This window comes from Paenibacillus sp. NMA1017, from assembly GCF_058895805.1.
Genome location: NZ_JBZXYR010000003.1, coordinates 725,014 through 749,561 on the forward strand (window position 1 = coordinate 725,014; position 24,548 = coordinate 749,561).

Below are 24,548 nucleotides of genomic sequence, written 5' to 3' on the forward strand. Positions count from 1 at the left end.
TGTAGGTAAAAGATTAGCGAGGTTGTGGGGGAAGCGCTATGCGTGCCATTTGATCCTACGATCGCTGACGCTTCTTCGGATTCAAATGGTCCGCTTCGCTGGCGCCGCCATAAGACTACCAATCTTATAATGAGTGAAGTAAGCACTAGGGAAGTCTATACGGATTTCCCCGTATAGGAGGAATCCAAAATGATTACGCTAAAAGCAGTCGACAAACATAATTGGGAAGCATGTGCCGAACTTAAACCGACACCTGAGCAAAAAAGATTTATGGTATCTAACCTTTTTTCGATTGCGGAGTGTCAGTTTTTAGATGGATTTTTATCTAAAGCAATTTATAATGATGACGAATTAATTGGTTTTACAATGTATGGTTTAGACCCGGATGACGGAAATTACTGGGTTTACCGATTTATGATTGACGAAAGATTTCAAGGTCAAGGTTATGGCTACAATGCGATGTTGCTGGTTATCGACGAAATAAGGAAAGCCAGTGATAGGACGGATGTTATCATGATTGGGTATAAACCAGACAATGAACTAGCTAGAAAGCTATATAGTAAATCAGGCTTCAGGGAGAAGGGAATATCACCCTGGGGAGAAATGCTTGCGAAGTATAGGTTTGCCTAGTTAATGATAGGATGACTCACCTCCAAAGCACCGCTTGACGGGATTGGAGGTGTTTTTAGTATTATTTTTTAAAGGAATCGCTTGGAAAGTGTAGAAGCTTAGGTCGCAGTCTGGTACACTAGATTAGTTACAAGATAAGAATAATTTCTGCCGCAGATGTTTGTGATGCGGATTTTTTGAGTTGGATGCGATTCAGGCAAGGGACCGATGGTTCAGCGTGTGAATGATCGGACAAGATGATAGAGACAGATAGGTTTAAAAAATAAGATTCTTAGTAGGTTTCCATATCCCTGACTGAACATAACCAGCTTTGGAATGAGTGGATGGAACATTAATGAGATTATCAAGTAAGCAGCATAGCTGCCCTGAAAACAACGATGCTCCAATGAGGGACCATTCGTTTTCAGTATATAGGGAGGGCAATAATGAAATCAGCAGTACGAAGAGAAGATGTCGAGCTTCTGGCACCAGCAGGTGACTGGGATTGTATGCGTGCGGCGGTAGCGAACGGAGCCGATGCGATCTTTTTTGGGGTGGAAAAGTTCAATGCACGGGCACGGGCGAACAATTTTCGCATGGATGAACTGCCCGAAATTATGGCTTTTTTGCATAGCTACGGGGTTAAGGGCTTTTTGACTTTCAATATACTGGTATTTGAAAATGAGCTGGAGGACGCTAAAGAGCTGGTTGATGCCTGTATTGATGCTGGTGTCGATGCCCTAATTGTTCAGGATATGGGCTTGGTGAAAATGATTCGCGACATTTCGCCGGATTTTCCGATCCATGGTTCTACTCAAATGACGATTACCTCGCCGGAGGCAGTAGAATTCACGAAGCCGTACAATATGGAACGGGTTGTGCTGGGGCGTGAAAATAATCTAAAACAGATTCAAAAAATTGGCGATCAAGCGAGACTTCCGATGGAAGTATTCGTGCATGGAGCGTTATGTGTATCTTATTCAGGCCAATGCCTGACTTCAGAAATGTGGGGCGGACGCTCTGCAAACCGTGGTGAGTGTGCACAGGCATGCCGTTTGCCTTACGATCTGATGGTGGATGGAGAGCAAAAGCCGATGGCGGATGTAACGTATTTGCTGTCACCTAAGGATCTAGCAGCGATTGACTTGATGCCTGAACTGATCGACGCGGGTGTTGTTTCTTTTAAAATTGAAGGGCGACTGAAAACACCTGAATATGTGGCAAATGTGGTTAGCAAGTACCGCAAGGCCATTGATAAGTATTTTGATGGCGATACGTCCAAGACCAGCAAAGAAGATATCCGCGAGCTGCAACAGAGCTTTTCACGCGGCTTTACGCACGGTTTTCTCGAAGGAACCAATAACAAAAAGCTGGTTGACGGTACGTTCCCGAAAAGCCGGGGGGTGTATTTGGGCCGAGTGGAACAAATCCTTCGTGATGGCGTGGTGTGCCGTATTGATGCACCGCTCAAGCGTGGCGATGGTATTGTATTCGATGCGGGAGATCCCACGCAAAAAGAAGAAGGCGGACGCGTATACGATATCCGTCGCAAGGGCGTGAAGATTGAAGGCGAAGCCGGGGAAGGCTGGATCATTGACATCGTAGCGGGACGCAACGATGTCGATCTGCGCCGTGTACACGTAGGCGACCGTATTTGGAAGACCAACGACCCGGCGCTGGACAAACGTCTGCGCCAGTCGTACGACACCGACAAGCCGTACCGGGTCTTCCCGGTACATGTGCGAGTCAGCGGCTCCCCAGGGCAGCCGCTGTCGACATGGTGGACCGACGTGCAGAAGGGCACAACGGTCCGCGTGGACTCTGAGCTGGAACTCGAAATTGCCCAGAAGCGTCCGATGACGCATGAACTGCTCGAAGAGCAGTTCGGCCGACTGGGCGGAACGGTGTTCCAGCTGGAAGAGCTGGACGTCCATCTGCATGGGGACGTCATCGTGCCGATGCGCGAGCTGAACGGTATCCGCCGTCAGGCGGTGGAACTGCTCGCAGGCGAGCGCCCCAAACCGCCCGTGTACACGAAGCGGGCGGTCGAGGTGTATGACGATGCATCGACTCCGGCATCGTCTGTGGCACGCGGTCAGGCAGAGCTGACCGCGTTGTGCCGCAGCCTCCCTCAGGTGGAGGCTGCGCTCGAGGCCGGCGTGGAGTTCATCTACGCCGACTTCGAGTTCATCAAGCAATTCCCGGCAGCTGTAGAGGCTGTGCACGCTGCAGGCCGCCGAATTGCGCTGGCGACCCCGCGTATTCACATGCCGGGTGAAAATGGCTACCACAACAACATCTTGCGCCTGAAGCCGGATGCTGTGCTGGTACGCAATCCAGGGGCACTGTATTTCTACTTGCGACATCGGTTGGAGAACCCGGACGCACATCACCCGCAATTGATTGGTGACTTCTCGCTGAACATAGCCAATCATAAAGCGGCTGATCTGTTCCTGGATTCCGGCTGCGACCTGGTTACGCCGTCGTACGATCTAAACATCCAGCAAATGGTCGATATGCTCAGACGTACGCGTACCGATAAGCTGGAGATCGTGATCCAGCAGCATATGCCAATGTTCCATACTGAACATTGCGTATATTGTACCTTTATGAGTGAAGGCACCGACTACACCAACTGTGGTCGCCCTTGCGAGGATCATCGCGCATCCCTGCGTGATCGAATTGGTATGTCTCATCCGGTCCGTGTGGACGAAGGCTGCCGCAACACGGTATACAACGCGATTGAGCAATCCGGGGCGGAATACCTGTCCAACTTCCTGGAGCTGGGCGTGTCCCGTTACCGCGTGGAGTTTTTGGAGGAGACACCGGAGCAAGTGCATGAGGTTATTGATCTCTATAACCGTGCCCTGCGCGGAGAAATCAGCGGAACACAAGTATGGAAGACGCTGAAAGCGACGAATCAGTTGGGTGTTACACGTGGGCAACTGGTGAAGTAAATAACTGTATATTTGTTCGGGAGCCAGAAAGATTCCGGCAGCATAATATATTCATATAGAAACCAAGTGATTAGAAGACATGTTCTCTTTGAGGGAAGATGTCTTCTTCTTTAACCTATCAAATTCATCTATCTTCCTGTTATAATCATAGACAGTATATCTATCCGTTATATTGAAGACAAAGGAGTTTAACCTATGAAAATCCGTAAAGCAATTATCCCTGCTGCGGGATTAGGGACCCGTTTTCTTCCTGCTACGAAAGCGATGCCAAAAGAAATGCTTCCGATCATAGACAAACCAACGATTCAATTTATTATCGAAGAGGCCGTAGCATCTGGCATTGAGGATATCATTATCGTTACTGGTAAAGGTAAAAGAGCAATTGAGGATCACTTTGATTACTCATTCGAGTTGGAGTATAATCTGACTTCGAAAGAAAAATGGAACCTGCTCAATGAAGTGCGTAAGCCATCAGAGATGGCAGATATCCACTATATTCGTCAAAAGGAACCTAAAGGGTTGGGGCATGCCATTTGGTGTGCACGTAAGTTTATCGGTGACGAACCTTTTGCCGTCCTTTTAGGGGATGACATCGTTGAGTCGGAGAATCCATGCCTCAAGCAGATGATTGACGTGTTTGATGAGTATCAGCGTTCTGTAGTAGGTGTCAAACAAGTGGATTGGAACGAGGTACATCGTTACGGCATAGTTGAAGGCCATGCACTTACTTCCAAAATCTCTGAGGCGGAACGGTTGGTGGAAAAGCCTAAGAAGGAAGAAGCAACCTCCAACTTGGCGATCATGGGACGTTATATCTTGACGCCTGATATTTTTGATATCCTGGGTCAGCAATCGGCGGGAGTAGGCGGGGAGATTCAGTTGACGGACGCATTGTCCAAACTGGGAGAAAAGAACCCGATCCTGGCCTACGAATTTGACGGTAATCGCCATGACGTTGGCGAGAAATTGGGATTCATTGAAACTACTATTCATTATGCTCTGCAGCATAACGAAATCAAGGATGAAGTATTGGCCTATATGAGACAGGTTATTGAAAAGATTGACCAACAAAAGTAGACATCTCACCAAACCTTACTTTATCAAAATAAAAAAGAGACTACCGGATGATATAACATCATCTGATAGTCTCTTTTTCTATACTATTTCTCCGATTTTAACTGCTCAATTTGCTCCTTCTCCTTCGGGGCAGCCTGAATCAGTTTATTATATAAAGCTTCGTCGTTTTGACCCTGTTTTTGAAGGGCGGCAACGTAATAGCGAGCGACCTCACGATTCGTAGCATCACTTAGGTCGTCCTTCAGGCCTTTTTTGAGGATGTTGGCAGCCACTTCAGGCTTACCCGATACAAATTGAATCTTACCTGTATTCAACGCAATCGATGGAGTGATCTCCCAAGATCGGCCTGTGAACTGTGTAGGAGGCAATGTCTTCAAATGAGCAATACCATCCAGAATGCGTCGATAAGCACTCATCCCAGCATTAAAATATTTTTTCTCATTAGCTGTGTCGTTGGCCAATCGAGCTTTATTGCCAAACTCAAACGCTTGAGTAATCAACAAATTGTGCCAATCCAGATCCCAGTTGAAGTTAGTACGGTTATTTTCCAAAATGGCAAATGCTTTATCATTGTTTCCTTTGGCTTGCTCCAGTCGCATCTTGATAATCAGCATATTTTTATTGTACGGCTCTTCCTGCAGCCCCAGATCAACAATGGTCATACCGCCTGTATAGAACTCCTCGCGTTTGGTTTGCTGATAGACCTGATAATACATACGACTCAAGCCTACAATAGAATCAATATGAGTTGGGCGCAAATTTAAATCTTTATTGTAAGCAGCTTGTCTTTGTTCGAAAGAATTGCTGCTTTCCAGAACTTTGGCTTCTCTAGCAGCACTGCTGGCTTGTATAAAGCGCAGTCCTACAAATAGAAGCACAATGCTGAGGATACCTATAACGATGCTGTAAATCGGACGGAAGCCCTCAGACTTCATCGCCAAGCGTTTTACAGGCTGTGTATTCATCGCGGCGGCCATACCGCCCAACCCTATAAACACCAGCATGCCCATGAACACGTAGCTCATATTAAAGTCCAGCAGACTGTGAAGCAGAATGGACATGGTTAAGATCAGGTACAGGAAGTGACTATCCCGATTTTCCTCATCCTTCTTGATGTACCCTTTAATATATTTGTAGAAAATGTAAAGAATGAACGCCATGAAGATAATAAATCCAAGAATACCGACTTCCACCAGATACTGCATGAAGAAGTTGTGTGCCTGGCGACTCGTATAACCGTAGTCTTGGTATTTTTCATACAACGTAGCCCAACCACCGCCGCCTGCTCCAATCAAAGGATAATCAGCAATCAACTTGGAGGCGTCACGATAAAAGGTTATACGTTCCAGCACACTATGCTGTTGGAAGTTGATATTTTCCAGACGTGTCTCCACATTGGCTGGTAGAAAACTTCGTAGTCCTGTACCAATGAGCAGGAACGCAACAACACCAATCACGACCACAGAGCCAACAGGTAGCCAAAGATTAGAGAGTTTGCGTGAAGCCAGACCTTGCAGTCCTTTTTCCAGACGATGGCTTAGGAAGCTTTGTATGAGCCATAAAACAAGAGCAGTCACAGCAGAAGCGGCAATGAGCAGTCCCCAGGCCTTGGCAGCTTCTACACCATTGTAGGTTTGAATAAGCTGTAATCCCCAATTTGTAATAGGGCTCAAAATAACAAGTGAAGCCACGCCCGCAATTGTGCAGTGCAAAATCCATAAGATTTGTCGCGCAGGTTTGAAAAACAAAAGTAACAAAACAAATACAACTGGCAGCATAATAAGACCACCGCGCGATAGAGTCAGGAACAAAGATACCAGAATAGGCACCAGCATAAAGGCGTGAGTTGCTTTTCCATACCACGTCTTTGACTTCATCAAACAAAAAACGGCTGCGAACAAAAACGCCATCAAAAATGCTGCATACGTATTTGCATACTGGAAGACAGATGTGAGACGCGGACCGTTAGTATCCACCTTTATCGCATCAATGTATCGATTATTGCTTACCATCGACGAGAACCAGTCTACTAACCGTCCTGCCAATACCCATTGTCCAAACCAGTTAATGAACCCGAAGCCTATAATAAGATAAGCTACGGTCATAATAGCTGTTTGGATGATTCGGTTGCTCAAGCGATCTCGCAAAGCGTACAATGTTATGATGAACAACGAGGCATAGATGCACTCCACTACCACCATGTTCATCGCGAGATAATGAGAAGCAGCGGGAATCAGCGAGATCACGTACGTCAGCGGGAGCAAAATAACAAGCACCGCTAACCAGTCTCTTTGATCTTCCAATTTGAATTTCTTATAATAGGTTACGATTCCTAAAATCAATAGAATCGTGCTGATGATCAAAGCCCAATATAAAGGCTTCTCAAAATCGAGCATTTGCCCATTAAAAAGTGCAGCCTGGAAGGGGGCCCAAGCTAAGAACAGAATGATACCAACAATTAACACCCAAAATATAGCCGGCCTTTTATCGTCACGGGTCGACGTTTTGGCCTGTTTCCCGTATACTGGATTCGACAAGGTTTACAATCTCCTTTTCTTGTAGATACGTCAATATTTTAGCACAGGGGCTTCATACTATCCACTCGTGCATTGAATAGAGGCGTAAGCCAAAATCCGAATATTACTTAGTTCAATATTATAAATGTAAGTGGGGAAGTACCATATGTGGGCAGAATTTATAAAGACGCAGAAGCTAATTATTAGCTTATCCAAAAGTGATTTCAAAAAAAGGTATCTGGGCTCTTACCTGGGAATGATATGGGCCTTTATACAACCGCTAGTTACTATTCTTCTGTTCTGGTTTGTTTTTCAGGTGGGTTTCAGGTCAACGCCAGTTGATGACGCACCGTTTATTTTGTGGCTTATATGTGCCATGATTCCATGGAACTTTTTTTCCGAGGCTTGGCAGACGTCAACCACGTCTGTACTGGATAACAATTTTTTGGTTAAAAAGGTAGTTTTTAAGCTGGAAATACTGCCGATTATAAGGATTTATTCCTCCTTATTTGTGCATTTGTTTTTTTTGGTCTTTCTTGTCGCCATGTTTGCGGTGTACAAGTATGAGTTTACGGTATACTATTTCCAAATTTTTTATTATTTGATAGCTACCTTCTTGTTGACAGTTGGATTATCGTGGATTACAAGTTCGATTCTGTTATTTTTTAAAGACACATCTCAGATTGTTGCTTTACTGGTCCAGTTTGGGTTTTGGCTTACTCCTATTATGTACCCGCTTAAAATGATCCCGGAAAAGTACAGCTTCTTATTCAAGTTAAACCCTATGTACTATATAACGGATGGTTACCGAAGAATCTTTATTTATCGGCAGTGGTTTTGGCAGGATATGAAGTTAACCATATATTTTTGGGTGGTGACCCTCGCCATACTTGTTGTAGGGTACTTTCTATATCGGAAGTTAAAACCTCATTTTGCAGATGTCATATAAGGAGTAATATAGATGGAAAATTTTGCAATTCAGGCCGAAGGCCTTACCAAACAATATAAGCTTTACAATAACCCTACAGACAGACTTAAAGAAGCGTTGCATTTATCCAACAAGGCGTATCATAAGAAATTTATAGCCTTGGATCAGGTCACCTTTCGCGTCCCCAAAGGAGAGTGTTTGGGAATTATTGGCAAGAATGGTTCTGGTAAATCAACCTTGCTCAAAATGATTACAGGTGTACTGACGCCTACTTCCGGTTCGTTACAGGTCAAAGGTACTGTATCGGCTCTGTTGGAACTCGGAGCAGGTTTTAACCCCGATTTTACAGGGATGGAGAATATTTATTTGAACGGGACCATTATGGGATTCTCCAAAGAAGATATGGACAGCAAGCTCTATGAAATTCTCGAATTTGCTGATATTGGGGAATTTATTAATCAACCTGTCAAAACCTATTCAAGCGGAATGTTCGTACGTCTTGCGTTTGCTGTAGCCATTAACGTAGATCCAGACATTTTAATTATTGACGAGGCACTAAGTGTAGGAGATATTAGATTTCAGCAGAAATGTTACCGCAAAATAGATGAAATAAAGAAGACAAAAACCGTTCTGTTTGTTACCCATGATATGTCAGTCATCAACAAGTATTGTGACCGGGTGATCTGGATTAACGAAGGTAAGTTTATTGAAGAAGGGGATCCTAAAGAAATCTCCAAGAAATATCAGGCTTTTATGATCGGAGCAGATTTTAAAAAAATAGACCTGGATGTACTATCAGATTCTGAAACTGAATTTGGCGGCTCTTCAGAAGCGGAAATGGTTGATCCTCTGCAGGATAAGCTAGACATGATGGGTGATGATAAAGCACTTATTACTGGCATATCGCTCAATGATCCCGCTACTCATCATAAAGTAACGTTCGTAGAAGCGGAGCAAAATGTACAGTTGCTCATTCGAATTGATATATTCGAAGTGATTGCCAATCCAATTGTCGGTTTTTCAATTAGAGACCGTCTTGGAAACATTATCGGACAAACCAATAGCTATATTTTAGGGATGGAGCTTGAGTCGCTTTCTCCCGGAAAAGGCTATGTTTTCTGTTTTGATTTCCGTTTCCCCAGTTTGAATCAGGGGCAGTATACTATATCACCAGCAATTGCTTCAGGTACACAACAGGATCATAAGCAGCATAGTTGGGTTCATGATGCATTGGTTCTTGAGGTTTTGCCAATTGGGTATGATTCGCTGAGTGGTGTACTTTATTTAAACGATGTCTCTTTCTCAGTTATCGTATAGAAAGTAGGGATTATATTGGATTTTACAGGGGAGCGTTTTATACCTCAAGAATCAGATAAGGAACTAGAAATAGAACATATTCAGCGGTACAGCGTACTCAAACAACTGGTTAAGGGGAAAACTGTACTGGATGCGGCTTGTGGGGAGGGATACGGTTCTTATTTGCTGTCGGATTCGGCTGCTAGGGTTGCGGGAATAGATATCGATGCCGCTACAATTAGACATGCAAGCAAGGCTTATCCGAAGGACAATCTTGAGTATTATGTTGCAAGTATTGAACGCATGCCTTTTAAGGATCACTCCTTCGATGTCATTGTTTCCTTTGAAACACTGGAGCATGTTGATGAAGAACTGCAAATGCTTTTTCTGAAAGAGGTTAAAAGATTGCTGAAAGAGGATGGAACGTTTGTCGTTTCAACCCCCAATAAAAAATACTATTCGGATTTGAGGGAGTATACCAATCCCTATCATGTAAAAGAACTTTATAAAGATGAATTTTCTGGCTTTCTGAATGGTCATTTTAAGCATGTTAATATTATTTCCCAGCGGTTTGAGGTTGTTTCGCTTATGAACGATTCTTCTTCCAACGGGGCTTTTGCCTATGTCTGGGAGCCAGATGACAACCATGAGATCAATGAGAAGTACATGATAGCCTTTTGTTCCAATTTAGCTGAGCATGCAGAGCCAATGTTCTCTGTTACGACATATCCTGACAAGTACCAAGAGTTAAATGAACGGATTTTTAGCTTGCAGGATGAAGTTGAAGAGAGAAACAAACATATCGCTGTGCTCGATCAGGAGTTGACCTTTTTGAGAGAGAAATTTGCAGAGCATGACCCTCTCAAAGAAAGGCTACACCATTTGGAATCTGAAAGAAATGAAATAAATGATCAGCTCGCCAGTTATAAAGAACAACTGGCAACGGCACTAGCAACCTGGAAACAAAAGGAACAAGATCTTGAACGCAAGCATGAGCAGCAGGTTGAGAAACTGAACCATAACATTCAGATACAACAAGATAAATTCAATAATAAAATAGAAAATCAAAAAGGACATATCGAACTTTTACTTCAGCAGGAAAGAATTCTCCATAATATATATCATTCCGGTGGCTGGCGTTTGCTGCAAAAATACTATCATTTTCGGGACTGGCTGGTCCCTGCCAACAGCAAACGACGTGTAATATCGAAACTGGCTGCAAGAACAGTCAAGCATCCTAAAGTTATGCTGTCCGCACTTAACAAGTCTAACCTAAGGAAATTAAAATACTATATTAAATCCGAAGATAGTAGTCGACTTGGCAGCAGAATTGATACGTATGTAGGACGATTTGTAGAGGAAGAGGCTCCAGTTGTTGAGGTGGGGGAAATGGACAATGTCCATTATGAGTATTTGGTATTTCCTGAAATTAATTCCCCTAAGGTTTCTATCATTATACCGGTTTACAATCAATGGAAGTACACCTATTTGTGCCTTGCATCTATTTTGAAAAATACTAATGATGTATCCTACGAGATCATTATTGCCGACGATATGTCTAACGATGAGACTATCAATATAGCTAATTATGTAGAAAATATCAAAGTAGTCCGAGATGGTGTAAACCGTGGGTTTCTTCTTAATTGTAACAATGCAGCCAAAGTTGCAGAAGGAGAATATTTGTTCTTTCTCAATAATGACACGAATGTACAGAAGGATTGGCTAAATTCTCTTGTGGAATTGATTGAATCGGACCAAACTATCGGAATGGTTGGCTCTAAGCTGGTATATCCAGATGGAAGACAGCAAGAAGCTGGTGGGATTATCTGGAATGATGCAAGTGGCTGGAATTTTGGACGCCTGGATGATCCATCCAAGCCGGAATACAACTATGTTAAGGAAGTAGATTATGTTTCTGGTGCAGCTATTTTGCTAAGGCATAACTTGTGGAAAGAGCTCAAAGGATTCGATGAACGCTACGTTCCTGCTTATTTTGAGGATACGGATATTGCTTTTGAAATCAGAAGACTGGGCTATAAAGTCATGCTGCAACCGCGTTCCGTTATTGTTCACTTTGAGGGTATTTCACACGGGACGGATACCGGAAGCGGTATTAAAAGCTATCAGATAACCAATAAAGAGAAGTTTAAAGAGAAATGGAAGGCAGAGCTTGCCAAGGATCATTTTGATAATGCAGAGCATCTTTTCTGGGCGAGAGATCGCAGTCGCTACAAGAAAACTGTGGTTATTGTGGATCACTATGTGCCGCACTATGATAAGGATGCTGGAGGAAGATGCACGTTTCTTTATACTAAATTATTGTTATCCATGGGTTTCCACGTAGTCTTTATTGGTGATAACTTTTTCAAGCATGAGCCTTATACCACAAAGTTGGAACAAATGGGCGTTGAGGTTCTTTACGGTAACGAGTACGCCAAGCATATTAATCAGTGGATCAAAAATAACAGACAGTATATTGATTATGTATATTTAAACCGTCCGCACATTTCAGTTAAATATATAGACGTTTTTAAAAAGCATACACACGCAAAAATTATATACTTTGGGCATGATCTGCATTATATACGTGAAATGAGAAACTATGAATTAACCCATAATCCCAACCTGTTGAAATCCTCTGAAGAGTGGAAGAAGACAGAGTTTGAATTATTTAACAAAGCAGATGTAATACACGTGGTTGGGACATATGAACAGAAGTTGTTAGCTCAAGAATTGGCTGGCAAGCCAATCCGTAATATCCCATTGTTCCCTTATGAACAGTCCTATTCGGCTAATCATTCGATTAACGGATTTGATGCCAGAAAAGATCTGGTGTTTGTAGGAGGTTTCAACCATTCACCTAATTATGATGGAATTATATGGTTTATTAATGAAGTTCTTCCTAAAGTCAAGGAGAAACAGCCGGAAATCAAATTGTATGTCATAGGTTCCAATCCTCCGGATGATCTGCTGCAGCTGAGCTCGGATCGCATTGTAATAACTGGCTACGTAACGGATCAAGAGCTCGAACAATATTATGCATCTTCCCGTCTGGCAATTGTGCCGCTTCGTTATGGAGCAGGGGTAAAGGGTAAAGTGATTGAATCACTTTACTATCAAGTCCCACTGATTACTACCTCGATTGGCGCAGAGGGTCTGCATAGTGCAGATACGATAATGAAAATTGCTGATCAGGCACAGCAATTTGCCGACTGCATTACACAATTATATGTGAATGAAGTCGAGTGGACTGAGCTTTCTGTAAAATCTGGTCAATATATTGAACAATATTTTACGTTAAAAGCTGCAGAACAGGTTATTTCTCTGGATCTTACACAATAGGAGTAATGAATAATGATTAATGTTGTACTTTGTGGAGGGAATGGTACTAGATTATGGCCACTTTCCAGAACACTGTTCCCCAAGCAATTTAATAAGCTTATTTCCGACCAATCTTTATTTCAAATGACGGTTGAAAGGAATAAAGAGATTTGTAAGCAGACGTTTATTGTGTCTAATCAAGAGCATTATTTTCATGCAGTCAACCACCTTGAAGAAGTTGGGCACACAGATTCCCTATTCTTGCTGGAGCCGATGGGGAGAAATACTGCCCCTGCTATCGCTCTGACTTGTTTGGCATTGGGGCCTAATGATGTACTGCTAGTCACTCCATCTGATCACATTGTGAAAAACAAAGAGAACTATTTAGAGTGTATCCGTAAGGCTGAGGAATTTGCAGAATCGGATTATATGGTTACTTTCGGAATCACACCCCACTATCCAGAAACCGGTTATGGCTACATTGAGGCAGATGGAAGTACGGTTCTCTCCTTCAAGGAAAAGCCAAGCTCCGAGCTTGCCCAGCAATATATTAAGTCTGGTAATTTCCTGTGGAATAGTGGCATGTTTATGTTCAAGGCAGGGGTCTATCTGGAGCAGTTGCGGCTGTATGCCCCGGATATATATGAAAGTGCAGTTACGGCATTTAACAGGGCTCACTTTGATGAGGGAGTGTATAGGATTGCTAAGCAGGACATGGAGGCTATACGGTCTGACAGTATCGATTATGCAGTAATGGAGAGAAGCGGAATCGTAAAAGTCGTTGCTGCGGATATTGGTTGGTCTGACCTCGGAAGCTTCGAATCTCTTTATCAAGAGCTTCCTCAGGACGAGCACCAGAACACGGTTACGAACCATCAGGTCCTCATCAATTCATCGGGAAATTTGGTCCATTCCAGTAAAACGGTTGCGTTAGTCGATGTAGATGACTTACTAATCGTGGATACAGATGATGCGTTGTTAATATCACGACAAGGATCCTCCCAAAAAGTGAAGTATGTTGTTGAACAGCTCAAACAGGAGGATTCAGAACTTTGTGATGTACATGTCACCTCTTATAGACCGTGGGGACATCATACGCTACTGGATAGCATGCCTAATTATAGAATTAAAACAGTCATAGTTAAACCGGGTAGGGAAATAACAGCCCAAAAGCATTTTCATCGCAATGAGCACTGGATCGTAGTAAGTGGAACGGCACTCATAAAAGTGAATGGCGAGGAATCTTTGTTGCGCCCTAATGAGTCTACATTTATCAGAGCGGGAGACGAACATTCAGTCAGTAACCCTGGGAAAATTGATTTAAATCTGATTGAGGTTCAAGCGGGGGAATACGTTAGTGAAGATGATATTATGACATTTTGAAAGGTGTGAAGATCGGTGAAAGGTATTATTTTGGCTGGAGGCACGGGGTCTCGTTTGTACCCTTTAACGAAGGTAACAAATAAGCATTTACTGCCAGTGGGTAAGTATCCAATGATTTTTCATTCGGTGAATAAGCTTAAGCAGGCGGGGATCGTGGATATTCTAATCGTAACAGGTAAAGAGCATATGGGAGATGTCGTCAACTTATTAGGTAGCGGTTATGAAATGGGTGTTACATTCACATATAAAGTTCAGGATGAGGCAGGTGGAATTGCGCAAGCACTCAATCTGGCTGAGCATTTTGTCGGTTCAGATCAAATGGTTGTGATTCTCGGTGATAATGTTTTTGAAGATGATATAGCGTCTTTTGTAGAGAATTTCCGTGTTCAGAAGCAGGGAGCCAAAATCTTGCTGCAGCAGGTAGAAGATCCAAACCGTTTCGGTGTGGCTGAGCTTGAAGGAGACTGTATCATTTCCATTGAAGAAAAGCCCAAAAAGCCCAAAAGTGACTTTGCCGTTACTGGAATCTATATGTTTGATCATCAGGTATTTGAAATCACCAAAACATTGAAACCTTCTTCACGTGGTGAACTTGAAATCACAGATGTCAATAATGCATATATTGCTAAAGGTACATTGACATTTGATGTTCTGCAAGGATGGTGGACGGATGCAGGTACACATGATTCTCTGGCACGAGCGAACGAACTGGCACAGGGTCTTGTTTTTGGTGAGGAATTTGGTAAATTAAAGCTGTAAATAAAGGAGGCAGTCTAGTGCAGGTGATACCATTGAAGCTTGAGGGGGCTTTTTTACTTGAACCTGTGGTACATGGGGACCACCGTGGTTTTTTTATGGAAAGTTATAATGAAAAAGTGATGAAAGAGCATCATATTAACTATTCTTTTATACAGGATAATCAGTCCTTATCTGCTGAAGCAGGGATTATTCGCGGTTTGCATTATCAGCTAGCTCCTAAGGCACAGACGAAACTGGTACGTGTATTAACGGGGGCGATCTATGACGTTATCGTTGATATACGTAAAAATTCACCAACCTTTGGTCAATGGGTCGGCGTCATTTTAAGTGAGCATAATTATCGACAACTGCTTGTTCCACAAGGTTTTGCACATGGGTTTTGTACACTGGCGACGAACACACAAGTAGCGTATAAAGTAGATGAGTACTATTCGCCTGAGCATGATCGTGGAATACTGTGGGATGATAATGCGTTAGGAATTGATTGGCCTGTGTCCAAGCCGATTTTGTCGGATAAAGATAAAAAGCATCCTGTTCTTGCTGATGCAGATCTCAATTTTGTATAAAAAACCCGAAGAAAAGAACACTTGTTTTTACAATAAAGAGCGACTTGTTTATATACAGATAGGATCTGCGGCATATAGATCGTTTAGGAGGTTATTTATGAAGCTTCTGGTTACCGGCGGTGCCGGATTTATTGGCAGTAATTTTGTGATGTATATGCTAAAACAGCATCCTGACTATGAAATTGTGAATGTGGATGCGCTGACTTATGCGGGAAATCTTGAAAATCTTAAATCTATTGAGCAGAACCCCAAACATTTTTTTGTTAAAGCAGATATTACTGATACACAGGCTATCGACCAATTAATGCAGCAGGGAATAGACGTAGTGGTGAATTTCGCGGCAGAATCACATGTGGATCGGAGTATTCTGGAGCCGGATGTATTTGTGAAAACTAATGTACTAGGTACACAGGTATTGCTGGACGCTGCCAAAAAGTATGGAGTAACCAAGTTTGTCCAAGTATCCACTGATGAGGTGTACGGCTCACTCGGGGCGACCGGATTATTCACAGAGGAGACGCCCCTTCAACCCAACAGTCCCTATTCCGCTTCCAAAGCGGGGAGCGATTTACTGGTTAGAGCGTATCACGAAACATTTGGCCTACCTGTCAACATTACCCGTTGCTCCAACAACTATGGTCCTTATCAGTTTCCTGAAAAGCTGATCCCACTGATGATTTCTCGTGCACTTAGCGAACAAACACTTCCGGTATATGGGGATGGATTGAATATTCGTGATTGGCTATTTGTTGAAGATCATTGCAGTGCTATTGACCTTGTCATTCATCAGGGGAAATTAGGTGAGGTGTACAACGTTGGAGGAAATAACGAGCGTACAAATGTCCACATTGTGCAAACCATTCTGGAAGAGCTGGGCAAGTCGGAATCCTTAATCGCTTACGTTCAGGACCGCCCAGGACATGATCGTCGTTATGGCATTGATCCGACTAAAATGATGAATGAACTGGGCTGGAAGCCTCAACATACCTTTGAAACGGGAATTAAGGAAACCATTCGCTGGTATCTGGAGCACCAAGAGTGGTGGACACGTATTCAATCGGGTGTATATCAGCAATATTATGCCAAACAATACGGGTCTCGTCTGGGGGATGCGTAACATGAAGATTTTGGTCACTGGGGCTTCCGGCCAGCTTGGCACAGACGTAGTCAAGGTTTTTCAAGAACAGGAACATGAGGTTTTTGGCTATGACCGGGAACAGCTGGATATAACAGATCTGGAGCAGGCAGTAAAAATTGTTGCGCAGCATCAACCAGATGTTGTTATCCACTGTGCAGCGTATACGGCAGTGGACGCAGCAGAGACTGATGTAGACTGTGCGTACCAGGTAAATGCTGTGGGGACCCGCAATATGACGTTAGCTGCGGAAAAGACTAGTGCTAAGCTGGTCTATATTAGCACAGACTATGTGTTTGATGGAACATCGGAGGAGCCTTATCATGAATATGATAATAAGAACCCTCAAAGTATCTATGGTAAATCCAAACGAGCAGGGGAGATTCTTACCCAGACGCTATCCTCCAAATATTTTATTGTCCGTACCTCCTGGGTGTATGGCTTACATGGCAATAATTTTGTTAAGACAATGCTGAAACTTGGACAGGAAAAACCGAAACTTCAGGTTGTAAATGATCAGAAGGGCTCGCCTACGTACACTGTAGACCTTGCCTTGTTCCTCGCTGAATTGATTCAAACCGAGAAATATGGTGTCTATCATGCCTCAGGAAGCGGAGCTTGTACATGGTATGAATTTACGAAGGCTATTTTTGAAGAAGCTACCGATGTTTTGGGAGTAGGAATAACCGCACAACTCGAGCCTTGCACAACAGACCAATTTCCGAGACCGGCAGCACGCCCGCGGAATTCTGTTATGAACCATATTGCGATCCGTAGTAATAAACTACAGGATTTTCGTTCATGGCGTGACGGACTACATGCTTTCATGAAAGAACTGAAAACAACAAGTCAATTCTAGGTTTAATTCTAAATCTTATCATTTCAATCGGATTTAAACACTTAAAGAAGCTTCTTTTCCGAGCTTCTTTAAGTGTTTAGTGAGCAATATTAATCTATACATCGGAGGTATCATGAAATATCAGTCACTAGGTTTAAGAGTCACTTTCATTGTAAGTTGTATTGTTGTTACATCCATACTTTGGAGGCAGAATAGCTATTATAACTTTCCTATTTGGCTTTGCATGATGCTAAGCTTAGGCATCTATATACTGAATATGAAATCTAATGAATTGACTGCAAATTATAAAGATATTATTTCATTACTGGCTAGTGGTGTATTGGGAGCTATATTTTTTATATGTATTTTAGGTATTAAGGTTCTCGATCCAACCAATGTAAATTGGCTACTAACCCGTGACGATCCTGCGCAGCATTTTTTGGGATGGCATTTCTTTAGAAGCCAGAATTGGGGGTTACCTCCAGGTGTCATTGATAATTTAAATGTTCCTAAAGGCACAACATTAACCTTCACTGACTCCATTCCGCTTTTCGCTTTTATATTTAAACCGTTCGCCTCACTCCTACCTAACATATTCCAGTATTTTGGGATTTGGATTTTTATTAGCTATATACTTCAAGGTATAGCTGGATGGTTCTTGTTGAAAAAAATTACAAATAATCATTCTCTTCAAATTTTAGGAGCTATGTTTTTTATTTTGAGTCCTATTATGCTTTGGAGAGCCTCGGGGCATGAGGCTTTGATGGGGCACTGGATCATATTGTTCTCTTTATACTTGTATCTGAGTAGCTATAAGCACTGGAAATGGCTGGTATCTATTTCCCTAAGTTTGCTTATTCATCCTTATTTATTTTTTATGGTTTTTATACTGTTCATTGTTAAATTAGTAGAGTTGTTTATACTTCATATCAATACGATAAAACAATGTGTAATGTATGCTTTAAGTGCGAGTATTCTCGTGGTGTTTATTCTTTGGCTTATCGGCTATTTTTATATTGGGGCCTCGGGTTCGGCCGATGGCTATGGCTTTTACTCAATGAATGTGGATTCGCTTTTTAACCCCCAGGGCTGGTCTCAATATATATTTAAGGATCTACCCAACGCTACAGACGGACAATACGAGGGTTTTAACTATTTAGGAACAGGAGTCATCCTTCTTTTGGTTAGTGCTTTTTATATCGCTATTAACCAGAAGGTGAATTTTCCATTTAAAAAGGCATTCTCTTTAATCGTAGTATGTGTTATTTTCGGATTGATTGCTGTAACTCATACAGTCACTTTCGGTTCCCTAACTCTTTTAAAGATCCCTTTACCGGAATTAGTATTAAAAGTGTTAGGTATGTTTAGAGCCTCCGGGCGCTTTTTCTGGCCAGTTAATTATTTAATCCTATTTACTATTCTGTATTTAATTATCAAGCATACCAGAGCTAAGAGTGCAGCAGTGCTTTTAGTCTTGGCCTTAATCATTCAATCTGTAGACCTATCAGGTATATTTAAAGCATATCATTCCATATATGCGAGCGAAGTAGCGGTGGACAACCCGTTGAGTTCCAAAATGTGGGCTCAGATTGACGGGGATGAGTATAGGAATTTGGTGTTCGTACCTGTAGATGTTAGTAAACAATTTGTTGCATTTTCAATGTTGGCTGCAGAGAAACACATGACTGTAAACTCTTTTTATATTGCTAGAGAAGAAAAATCAAGAGCACAGTATAAGCAAACCTTACTAGATAATTATCAAAATGGGAAATGGGATGTTCATAGCGTGTATATTGTTAGTGATTCTTTGAAAAGAGTCACTTTAGAGCACAAGGGAATTAACGATCTTTTTATTGCTGTGGATGGATTTAATGTATTAATCCCAAATGGGAAACTTGACAAGAATTTATTTGCTTACAGTAATCAGGAGCAAAACGATCAATATAAGCTTGGGGAAACCGTTGCTTTTGGAACAGATGGGAAATCTGAACGTTATAAACTAGAGGGCTGGGGACCAACAGAACAAGATTGGACCTGGACTGAGGGAAAAGAAGCAAGTTTGAGTTTTTCAATAAAAAAACCTGAAAAGGATCTCAATGTATCGATCCAAATGAGCCCACTTGTAGGCGGAGAATTGAAAAAACAAAGAGTACTGATTTATGCAAATGGGCAGAAAGTGGAGGATACCTCCATTGATTCCTATAACAGCTATCGTTTCTCGATTCCAAAAGATATGATGCACTCCCGTCTTGTTTTAACCATTCAGACCCCTGATGCAACATCTCCTAAAAACCTGGGAGTTAATCAGGATGGTAGAACAATAGGTGTAGCAGTAAAATCTGTAAAAATTGATTAGGGAGCTAAATCCGGTTTGTGAATTCAATGTGATATCTGAATCAGGTTGTAATAAATATTTAACTTGGATGCTAAGCCTGTCTGTTCAGCAAACATATTATTTTAAACAGGCAGGTATTTTGCTTTCTAGTACAATTATACTAGGTAAATATAGAGTGACTTTGTAATAATATATACTCAGACGGAGTCCGTTCTCAAAGAAAAAGGATTGGGGCGTTTTTTTTGAATAAATTAATTTCATTAGTGATACCTGTCTATAATGAAGAAGAACATATCGAATCTAGTATTGAGAATATAAGTGAAGTGATGATGAATATTGGATATAATTTCGAAGTAGTCATTATTGATGACGGTTCTAGAGACAGTACTTGGAGAATTGTGGAGAGCCTAACTAATAAAAGTCCCCATATTAGAGCTTTTAAATTTTCAAGAAATTTTGGGAAAGAATCTGCAATATGTGCCGGGTTAGAGCAAGCGCTTGGGGATGCCGTGATTATAATGGACAGCGATTTACAGCATCCTCCAAGTCTAATTTATGAAATGATTTCATTGTGGGATTTGCATGAAAATGACTTGGTTGAAGCTGTTAAGAAAGACAGAGGTAGAGAATCTTTTGTTAACAGGGTAGGGGCTAATATCTTCTATAGTATTATAGATAGACTATCGGGCTATACATTAAAGGGAGCTTCCGATTTTAAACTATTAGATCGAAAAGTCGTCGAAGCCTGGAAAAAAATGGGTGAGCGTAACATCTTCTTTCGGGGTATGGCGGCATGGCTTGGATTTAAAAGTACTGAAATCTATTTTGAAGTACCCGCCCGGGTGGCCGGGAAAACGAATTGGTCTATTACTTCGCTCATTAAACTAGCTGTAAATGCAGTAGTTTCCTTTTCATCCATTCCGTTGCGTATCGTTACTATATTCGGAGGAATCTTTTTAGTTTTGGCGGCTATCCTCGGTGTTCAAACACTTGCTAACAAAATAACAGGTCACTCCGTTACAGGGTTTACCACTGTTATTTTATTAGTATTATTTACAGGAAGCATCTTAATGATTTGTCTTGGAATAATCGGAGAGTATATAGCTGCAATCTATAAAGAGGTTAAACAACGTCCAAGATTTATTATTTCTGAAGAGGCTTACGGAGCTAATCGTTCGGCAAATTTTGAATTTAGAAAAAGAAGCGAGACATCAAATGAAAATATTCATGTATAGTGAGCAAATACTAAAGTTCGTCAGGTACTCGGTGGTCGGTGGCTTAGGTGCCATTGTTCATGTATTAACAATAGTAGCTTTGGTTGAATGGCTGCATATACAGCCTATTGTCAGTTCTATATTAGGTTTTCTCTTAGTATTAGTTATGTCTTTTTATTTGAATAAGACCTGGACTTATAAAATAGCAAATAAAAATAGATCGCAGTTTGTTAGATACAGTATTGTATCCCTGGTTGGGCTGGGATTAAATATATTAGTACTTTATATAACCGTTAATTTGCTTCACTGGCCTTATATTCTTGGTGTCATATTAATGACCATTGTAGTCGCTCTAAATAACTTTATTTTGAACCAAATTTGGACTTTCAAGGTTGCTGCAAAAGCAGAGTAGATTATTATATAAAATTATAGAGCTATGAGTGTTTTTTAGTGTACTTGGTTAGTCTTACGGACTCTCTATAGTACTTAAATTCATTCATGGTTTTTTTGTATTCATCGTAATCAAATTCACAGGTTACAAATTGTAATATAGTAACTAGCCAAACTGAATGTGTGCTGAATATTTGTAGAGTTAATTGACAGGGTATAGGTACTAAAGTACTATTGAGTTTATACTATTTTGTCGAATAAAGATAAAACACACATAATTTTATTACAGAAAGGTAACAAAAACCATGTTCGCGAAATGTTTAGTTAGATTGATATTAAGTCTGGTATTAGTAAATGTTTTAATCATTCAAATTGATATTGATGGTCAAGCCGTAGCCTCCAGACTTACAGATAAGAAATCTGTTGAGGCTATCATTCAAGATAGATCGATACAGGAAATTGATTTATCCCAAATTAAAAAAAATGAAAAGTTAAGCTTTTCTATTCTTTTACAGAATACAGGACAAGAAAACTTACAAAAAGGTGATTATTACTTAACTTACAGGTTAATGGATGAAAATGAGAGGGTTTTACTTTCAAATGGGGAAGTTACAGAGTTTGACCAAGATATCCCAGCTGGTAAGTCCAGAATATTGACCACAAGTATTGCGATTCCAGACCAACGAGAGTTTATTGCTAAGAAACTGACTTTGGATTTCTTAGTTCTGGATAAAAATGAGGAACAACTCAATAATTCTAATATTGAATTGAGTAGAACGAGTATACAAACAACCCAAAACTACAGCTACATAATCACAAACCATCAATCGAATTTGATAGCATTTACTGATAATATTCATAAAACCGATATTACCTTTAAAAATACTGGTTCAGCTACATGGCATGTAGGAGAGGATATAAGCTTTTCTTATCATGTTATGAATTTAAATCATGAATCTATTATTTTCGATGGCATTCGTACACACTTACCCAAAGAAGTGAAACCGGGACAAGAGATCAGGTTACCAGTGAATTATTCATTACCTCAGAAGCACGGGGATTATATTGTTCATTGGACGATGGTGAAAGAAGGAGAATTTTGGTTTGACGTACCTAATGGGATAGGTGAACCTCTATCAAATATAAAAAAAGTGAATCCTATTATGCTTTACTCGTTATACTTCCTGGGAGGATATGTGTTGTGGCTATTAATAAAGTCTATTCAGCTCAAAACATTTGCATTCAAGCCTACAAATAGAGGGATTTATAACGGCTTAGCCCACCGTGCTGATACCCTATGGCTCTTTTGCTCCCTTTATTTGAAAGTAAATTGGAGTACCTTGCAAGTTATTAACCAGCAAGTAATAGTGTACCCTGCATATGTTATCAGCATAATATTGATTATCTGCTTATTGTTAAACTTAATACGAAAATGGAGAGTTCGTTTTTTCACTGTCATTTTAGTGAATATAGCTATAAGTTTACTTTTGTTTGCAGATTTGGTTTATAACAATTATTTTAAGGATATTCTCACAGTTGCTTCTGTTCAGAATGCAACTCAATTGTCAAGTGTTTCAGAAAGCATTAGAGAACTTCTAGATTGGCAGTATATCTTGTACCTATTTTCTGATTTCTTGGCTATTATTCCGATTTATTACTTAATTAGAAACCCTGTTTCAATTTCTTGGAGAAGCCAAAAAAATGTCGTAATCTGTGCAGCCACTGTTGCTATCCTCGTATGGTCTATATACTCTCTAACTCCAGTGGTAAAAGGGGAAAATTATACGGCAAGATATCAAAACAAACCGATTGCACAAGATCTGGGACTTCTTAATTATCACTTGTTTGATATGATTTCCTATGTGAAGAATAAATACTTCCAAGGTTCGATAAAAGACAGTGATTTTGAGGAAGTCAAAGAATGGATTAAAGATAAACCAAGCCTAGTAAAAGATAGTAACTTTGGAGTTGCAAAAAACAAGAACGTGATACTTATTCAATCAGAAGCATTTCAGGATTTTCTAATTGGGCTTAAAGTAGACAATAAGGAAATCACGCCGAATATTAACCGGTTTGTGAGTGAAAGTACCTACTTCTCCAACTTCTATGACCAGACAAACACAGGGCGAACCTCAGACGGGGAGTTTACAGCTCTTAACTCTCTGTACCCGTTAAGTAGTGGCTCTGTTTACACTACTTATACTGATAATAATTATAATGCATTACCCGCAATCATATCAGAGTATGGGTATCATACGTTTTCTGCCCACGGTTATGATGGGGCATTCTGGAATCGAATCCATATGCATTCGATTTTAGGATTTGATAAATCTTATTTCAAAGAAAATTTGGATAGCAGTGAAATACTAGGTATGGGTATCTCTGACAGATCCTTTTTTGTTCAAGCGATTGAAAAGATGAAGGAGGAGAAGGAGCCGTTTTTCGGGTTTCTAATTACGCTAACTAATCACCATCCATTTACGGAAACACTTCCTGATAAGCTACAATTTTCAAGCCCTGAACTTAAGGGAACAATGGTGGAAAAATATTTGAATAGCGCACATTATGCCGATCAGGCTTTTGGTGAATTCGTGGATAAACTCAAGGCAGCGGGAATGTACGATAATACTGTAATTGCTTTTTACGGCGATCATGACTCCGGTATTAGTCTTAGCGAAATTGCTAAGGTAACCACATATACAGATACATCTGCCGATCAGGTCCTTTCAGATAAGGTACCATTTATTGTTCATGTTCCGAATGTCCAGCCTCAAGTTATCAAGACGAATGCCAGTCATTTGGATATTACTCCAACGTTGCTGTACTTACTAGGAATAGAGCATGACAAGAATGTTTTTATGGGGGGAAATATTTTTGCGACACAAAAGGAGCGTTCTGTTGCATTCCGTAATGGAGATTTTATAACGAACGGATTAGTAAGTGTCAGTGGGCAAAATTTCAAGCTGGACAACAATAGTACCGAGCCTGAAAAGATTAGAAAAGAGATGAATCATAAAATAAAAATATCGGATCTCATTTTAAAATATAATCTCATTTCTAAGTTGTTAAATTAAGCTGAGCTGCGAGATTATATAAATAGCTAAACATCCTAGACTAGAGTCCTTCCGTAAATGGGGGACTCTTTGAATATTTAATCGAAATCTCATCGAATGCGTGTTCCTTTATGGAAAAATATAGTATAATTGAAACGTGCAACCGATAGA

At 41.0% G+C, this 24,548-nt stretch carries 16 protein-coding genes; 15 read left to right on the top strand and 1 reads right to left on the bottom strand.

The genetic code is table 11. The features are described 5' to 3' along the window. Positions 1–189 precede the first annotated feature (189 nt). From AC5ELV_RS12085 to galU, 3 genes are all read left to right on the top strand, one after another. The gene (locus AC5ELV_RS12085; RefSeq protein ID WP_328800997.1) at positions 190–630 is read left to right on the top strand and encodes a GNAT family N-acetyltransferase; all 441 of its coding nucleotides are present in this window, start codon (positions 190–192) and stop codon (positions 628–630) included. Positions 631–1,055: 425 nt separating this feature from the next. Continuing rightward, the gene (locus AC5ELV_RS12090; protein WP_493430377.1) at positions 1,056–3,566 is read left to right on the top strand and encodes a U32 family peptidase; all 2,511 of its coding nucleotides are present in this window, start codon (positions 1,056–1,058) and stop codon (positions 3,564–3,566) included. 195 nt (positions 3,567–3,761) lie between these two features. Then, positions 3,762–4,643, top strand: a complete 882-nt coding sequence (gene galU / locus AC5ELV_RS12095) for a UTP--glucose-1-phosphate uridylyltransferase GalU (RefSeq protein WP_493430378.1) — start codon at positions 3,762–3,764, stop codon at positions 4,641–4,643. An 83-nt stretch (positions 4,644–4,726) separates the two neighbouring features. Here galU and AC5ELV_RS12100 read toward each other — a convergent pair whose 3' ends face one another. Further along, entirely contained in the window at positions 4,727–7,180 is a 2,454-nt protein-coding gene (locus tag AC5ELV_RS12100) for an O-antigen ligase family protein (protein ID WP_493430379.1), read from the bottom strand. Positions 7,181–7,325: 145 nt separating this feature from the next. Here AC5ELV_RS12100 and AC5ELV_RS12105 point away from each other — a divergent pair, with 145 nt between their 5' ends. The 12 genes from AC5ELV_RS12105 to AC5ELV_RS12160 all read left to right on the top strand — a co-directional run bounded on the left by AC5ELV_RS12105 (position 7,326) and on the right by AC5ELV_RS12160 (position 24,398). Further along, positions 7,326–8,108, top strand: a complete 783-nt coding sequence (locus AC5ELV_RS12105) for an ABC transporter permease (protein ID WP_493430380.1) — start codon at positions 7,326–7,328, stop codon at positions 8,106–8,108. Positions 8,109–8,120: 12 nt separating this feature from the next. Beyond that, positions 8,121–9,404 carry an ABC transporter ATP-binding protein gene (locus tag AC5ELV_RS12110; RefSeq protein WP_493430381.1) on the top strand — a complete coding sequence of 428 codons (1,284 nt, stop codon included), beginning with the start codon at positions 8,121–8,123 and terminating at the stop codon, positions 9,402–9,404. 15 nt (positions 9,405–9,419) lie between these two features. Further along, on the top strand, positions 9,420–12,725 hold the full coding sequence (locus tag AC5ELV_RS12115; RefSeq protein ID WP_493430382.1) for a glycosyltransferase: 3,306 nt from the start codon (positions 9,420–9,422) through the stop codon (positions 12,723–12,725). Positions 12,726–12,737: 12 nt separating this feature from the next. Continuing rightward, a complete protein-coding gene (locus tag AC5ELV_RS12120) occupies positions 12,738–14,087 on the top strand; it encodes a mannose-1-phosphate guanylyltransferase/mannose-6-phosphate isomerase (protein ID WP_493430383.1) in 1,350 nt (449 codons plus the stop codon). A 15-nt stretch (positions 14,088–14,102) separates the two neighbouring features. Continuing rightward, positions 14,103–14,846, top strand: a complete 744-nt coding sequence (locus AC5ELV_RS12125; RefSeq protein WP_493430384.1) for a sugar phosphate nucleotidyltransferase — start codon at positions 14,103–14,105, stop codon at positions 14,844–14,846. Between the two features lie 17 nt (positions 14,847–14,863). Continuing rightward, on the top strand, positions 14,864–15,412 hold the full coding sequence (gene rfbC, locus AC5ELV_RS12130; protein WP_493430385.1) for a dTDP-4-dehydrorhamnose 3,5-epimerase: 549 nt from the start codon (positions 14,864–14,866) through the stop codon (positions 15,410–15,412). Positions 15,413–15,509: 97 nt separating this feature from the next. Beyond that, complete coding sequence (gene rfbB, locus AC5ELV_RS12135) at positions 15,510–16,529, top strand: dTDP-glucose 4,6-dehydratase (protein WP_493430386.1); 1,020 nt, start codon at positions 15,510–15,512, stop codon at positions 16,527–16,529. A 1-nt stretch (position 16,530) separates the two neighbouring features. Beyond that, positions 16,531–17,406 (top strand): dTDP-4-dehydrorhamnose reductase, encoded by an 876-nt coding sequence (rfbD, locus tag AC5ELV_RS12140; protein ID WP_493430387.1) that lies wholly within the window; start codon positions 16,531–16,533, stop codon positions 17,404–17,406. A gap of 112 nt (positions 17,407–17,518) precedes the next feature. After that, positions 17,519–19,741, top strand: coding sequence for a DUF6311 domain-containing protein (locus AC5ELV_RS12145; protein ID WP_493430388.1), 2,223 nt, complete (start codon positions 17,519–17,521; stop codon positions 19,739–19,741). Positions 19,742–19,962: 221 nt separating this feature from the next. Beyond that, the gene (locus AC5ELV_RS12150; protein WP_493430389.1) at positions 19,963–20,955 is read left to right on the top strand and encodes a glycosyltransferase family 2 protein; all 993 of its coding nucleotides are present in this window, start codon (positions 19,963–19,965) and stop codon (positions 20,953–20,955) included. Beyond that, positions 20,948–21,346, top strand: a complete 399-nt coding sequence (locus AC5ELV_RS12155; protein ID WP_493430412.1) for a GtrA family protein — start codon at positions 20,948–20,950, stop codon at positions 21,344–21,346. The genes AC5ELV_RS12150 and AC5ELV_RS12155 overlap by 8 nt, the downstream gene beginning before the upstream one ends. A 283-nt stretch (positions 21,347–21,629) precedes the next feature. Beyond that, entirely contained in the window at positions 21,630–24,398 is a 2,769-nt protein-coding gene (locus AC5ELV_RS12160) for an LTA synthase family protein (protein ID WP_493430390.1), read from the top strand. The last annotated feature ends 150 nt before the right edge of the window (positions 24,399–24,548 follow it).

Bases quoted from the DNA above. Each gene is read 5' to 3' on its own strand.
- AC5ELV_RS12105 (WP_493430380.1), top strand. From the start codon at position 7,326: ATGTGGGCAGAATTTATAAAGACGCAGAAGCTAATTATTAGCTTATCC.
- AC5ELV_RS12160 (WP_493430390.1), top strand. From the start codon at position 21,630: ATGTTCGCGAAATGTTTAGTTAGATTGATATTAAGTCTGGTATTAGTA.
- AC5ELV_RS12145 (WP_493430388.1), top strand. From the start codon at position 17,519: ATGAAATATCAGTCACTAGGTTTAAGAGTCACTTTCATTGTAAGTTGT.
- galU (WP_493430378.1), top strand. From the start codon at position 3,762: ATGAAAATCCGTAAAGCAATTATCCCTGCTGCGGGATTAGGGACCCGT.
- AC5ELV_RS12085 (WP_328800997.1), top strand. From the start codon at position 190: ATGATTACGCTAAAAGCAGTCGACAAACATAATTGGGAAGCATGTGCC.
- rfbB (WP_493430386.1), top strand. From the start codon at position 15,510: ATGAAGCTTCTGGTTACCGGCGGTGCCGGATTTATTGGCAGTAATTTT.
- AC5ELV_RS12110 (WP_493430381.1), top strand. From the start codon at position 8,121: ATGGAAAATTTTGCAATTCAGGCCGAAGGCCTTACCAAACAATATAAG.
- AC5ELV_RS12120 (WP_493430383.1), top strand. From the start codon at position 12,738: ATGATTAATGTTGTACTTTGTGGAGGGAATGGTACTAGATTATGGCCA.
- rfbD (WP_493430387.1), top strand. From the start codon at position 16,531: ATGAAGATTTTGGTCACTGGGGCTTCCGGCCAGCTTGGCACAGACGTA.
- AC5ELV_RS12090 (WP_493430377.1), top strand. From the start codon at position 1,056: ATGAAATCAGCAGTACGAAGAGAAGATGTCGAGCTTCTGGCACCAGCA.
- AC5ELV_RS12155 (WP_493430412.1), top strand. From the start codon at position 20,948: ATGTATAGTGAGCAAATACTAAAGTTCGTCAGGTACTCGGTGGTCGGT.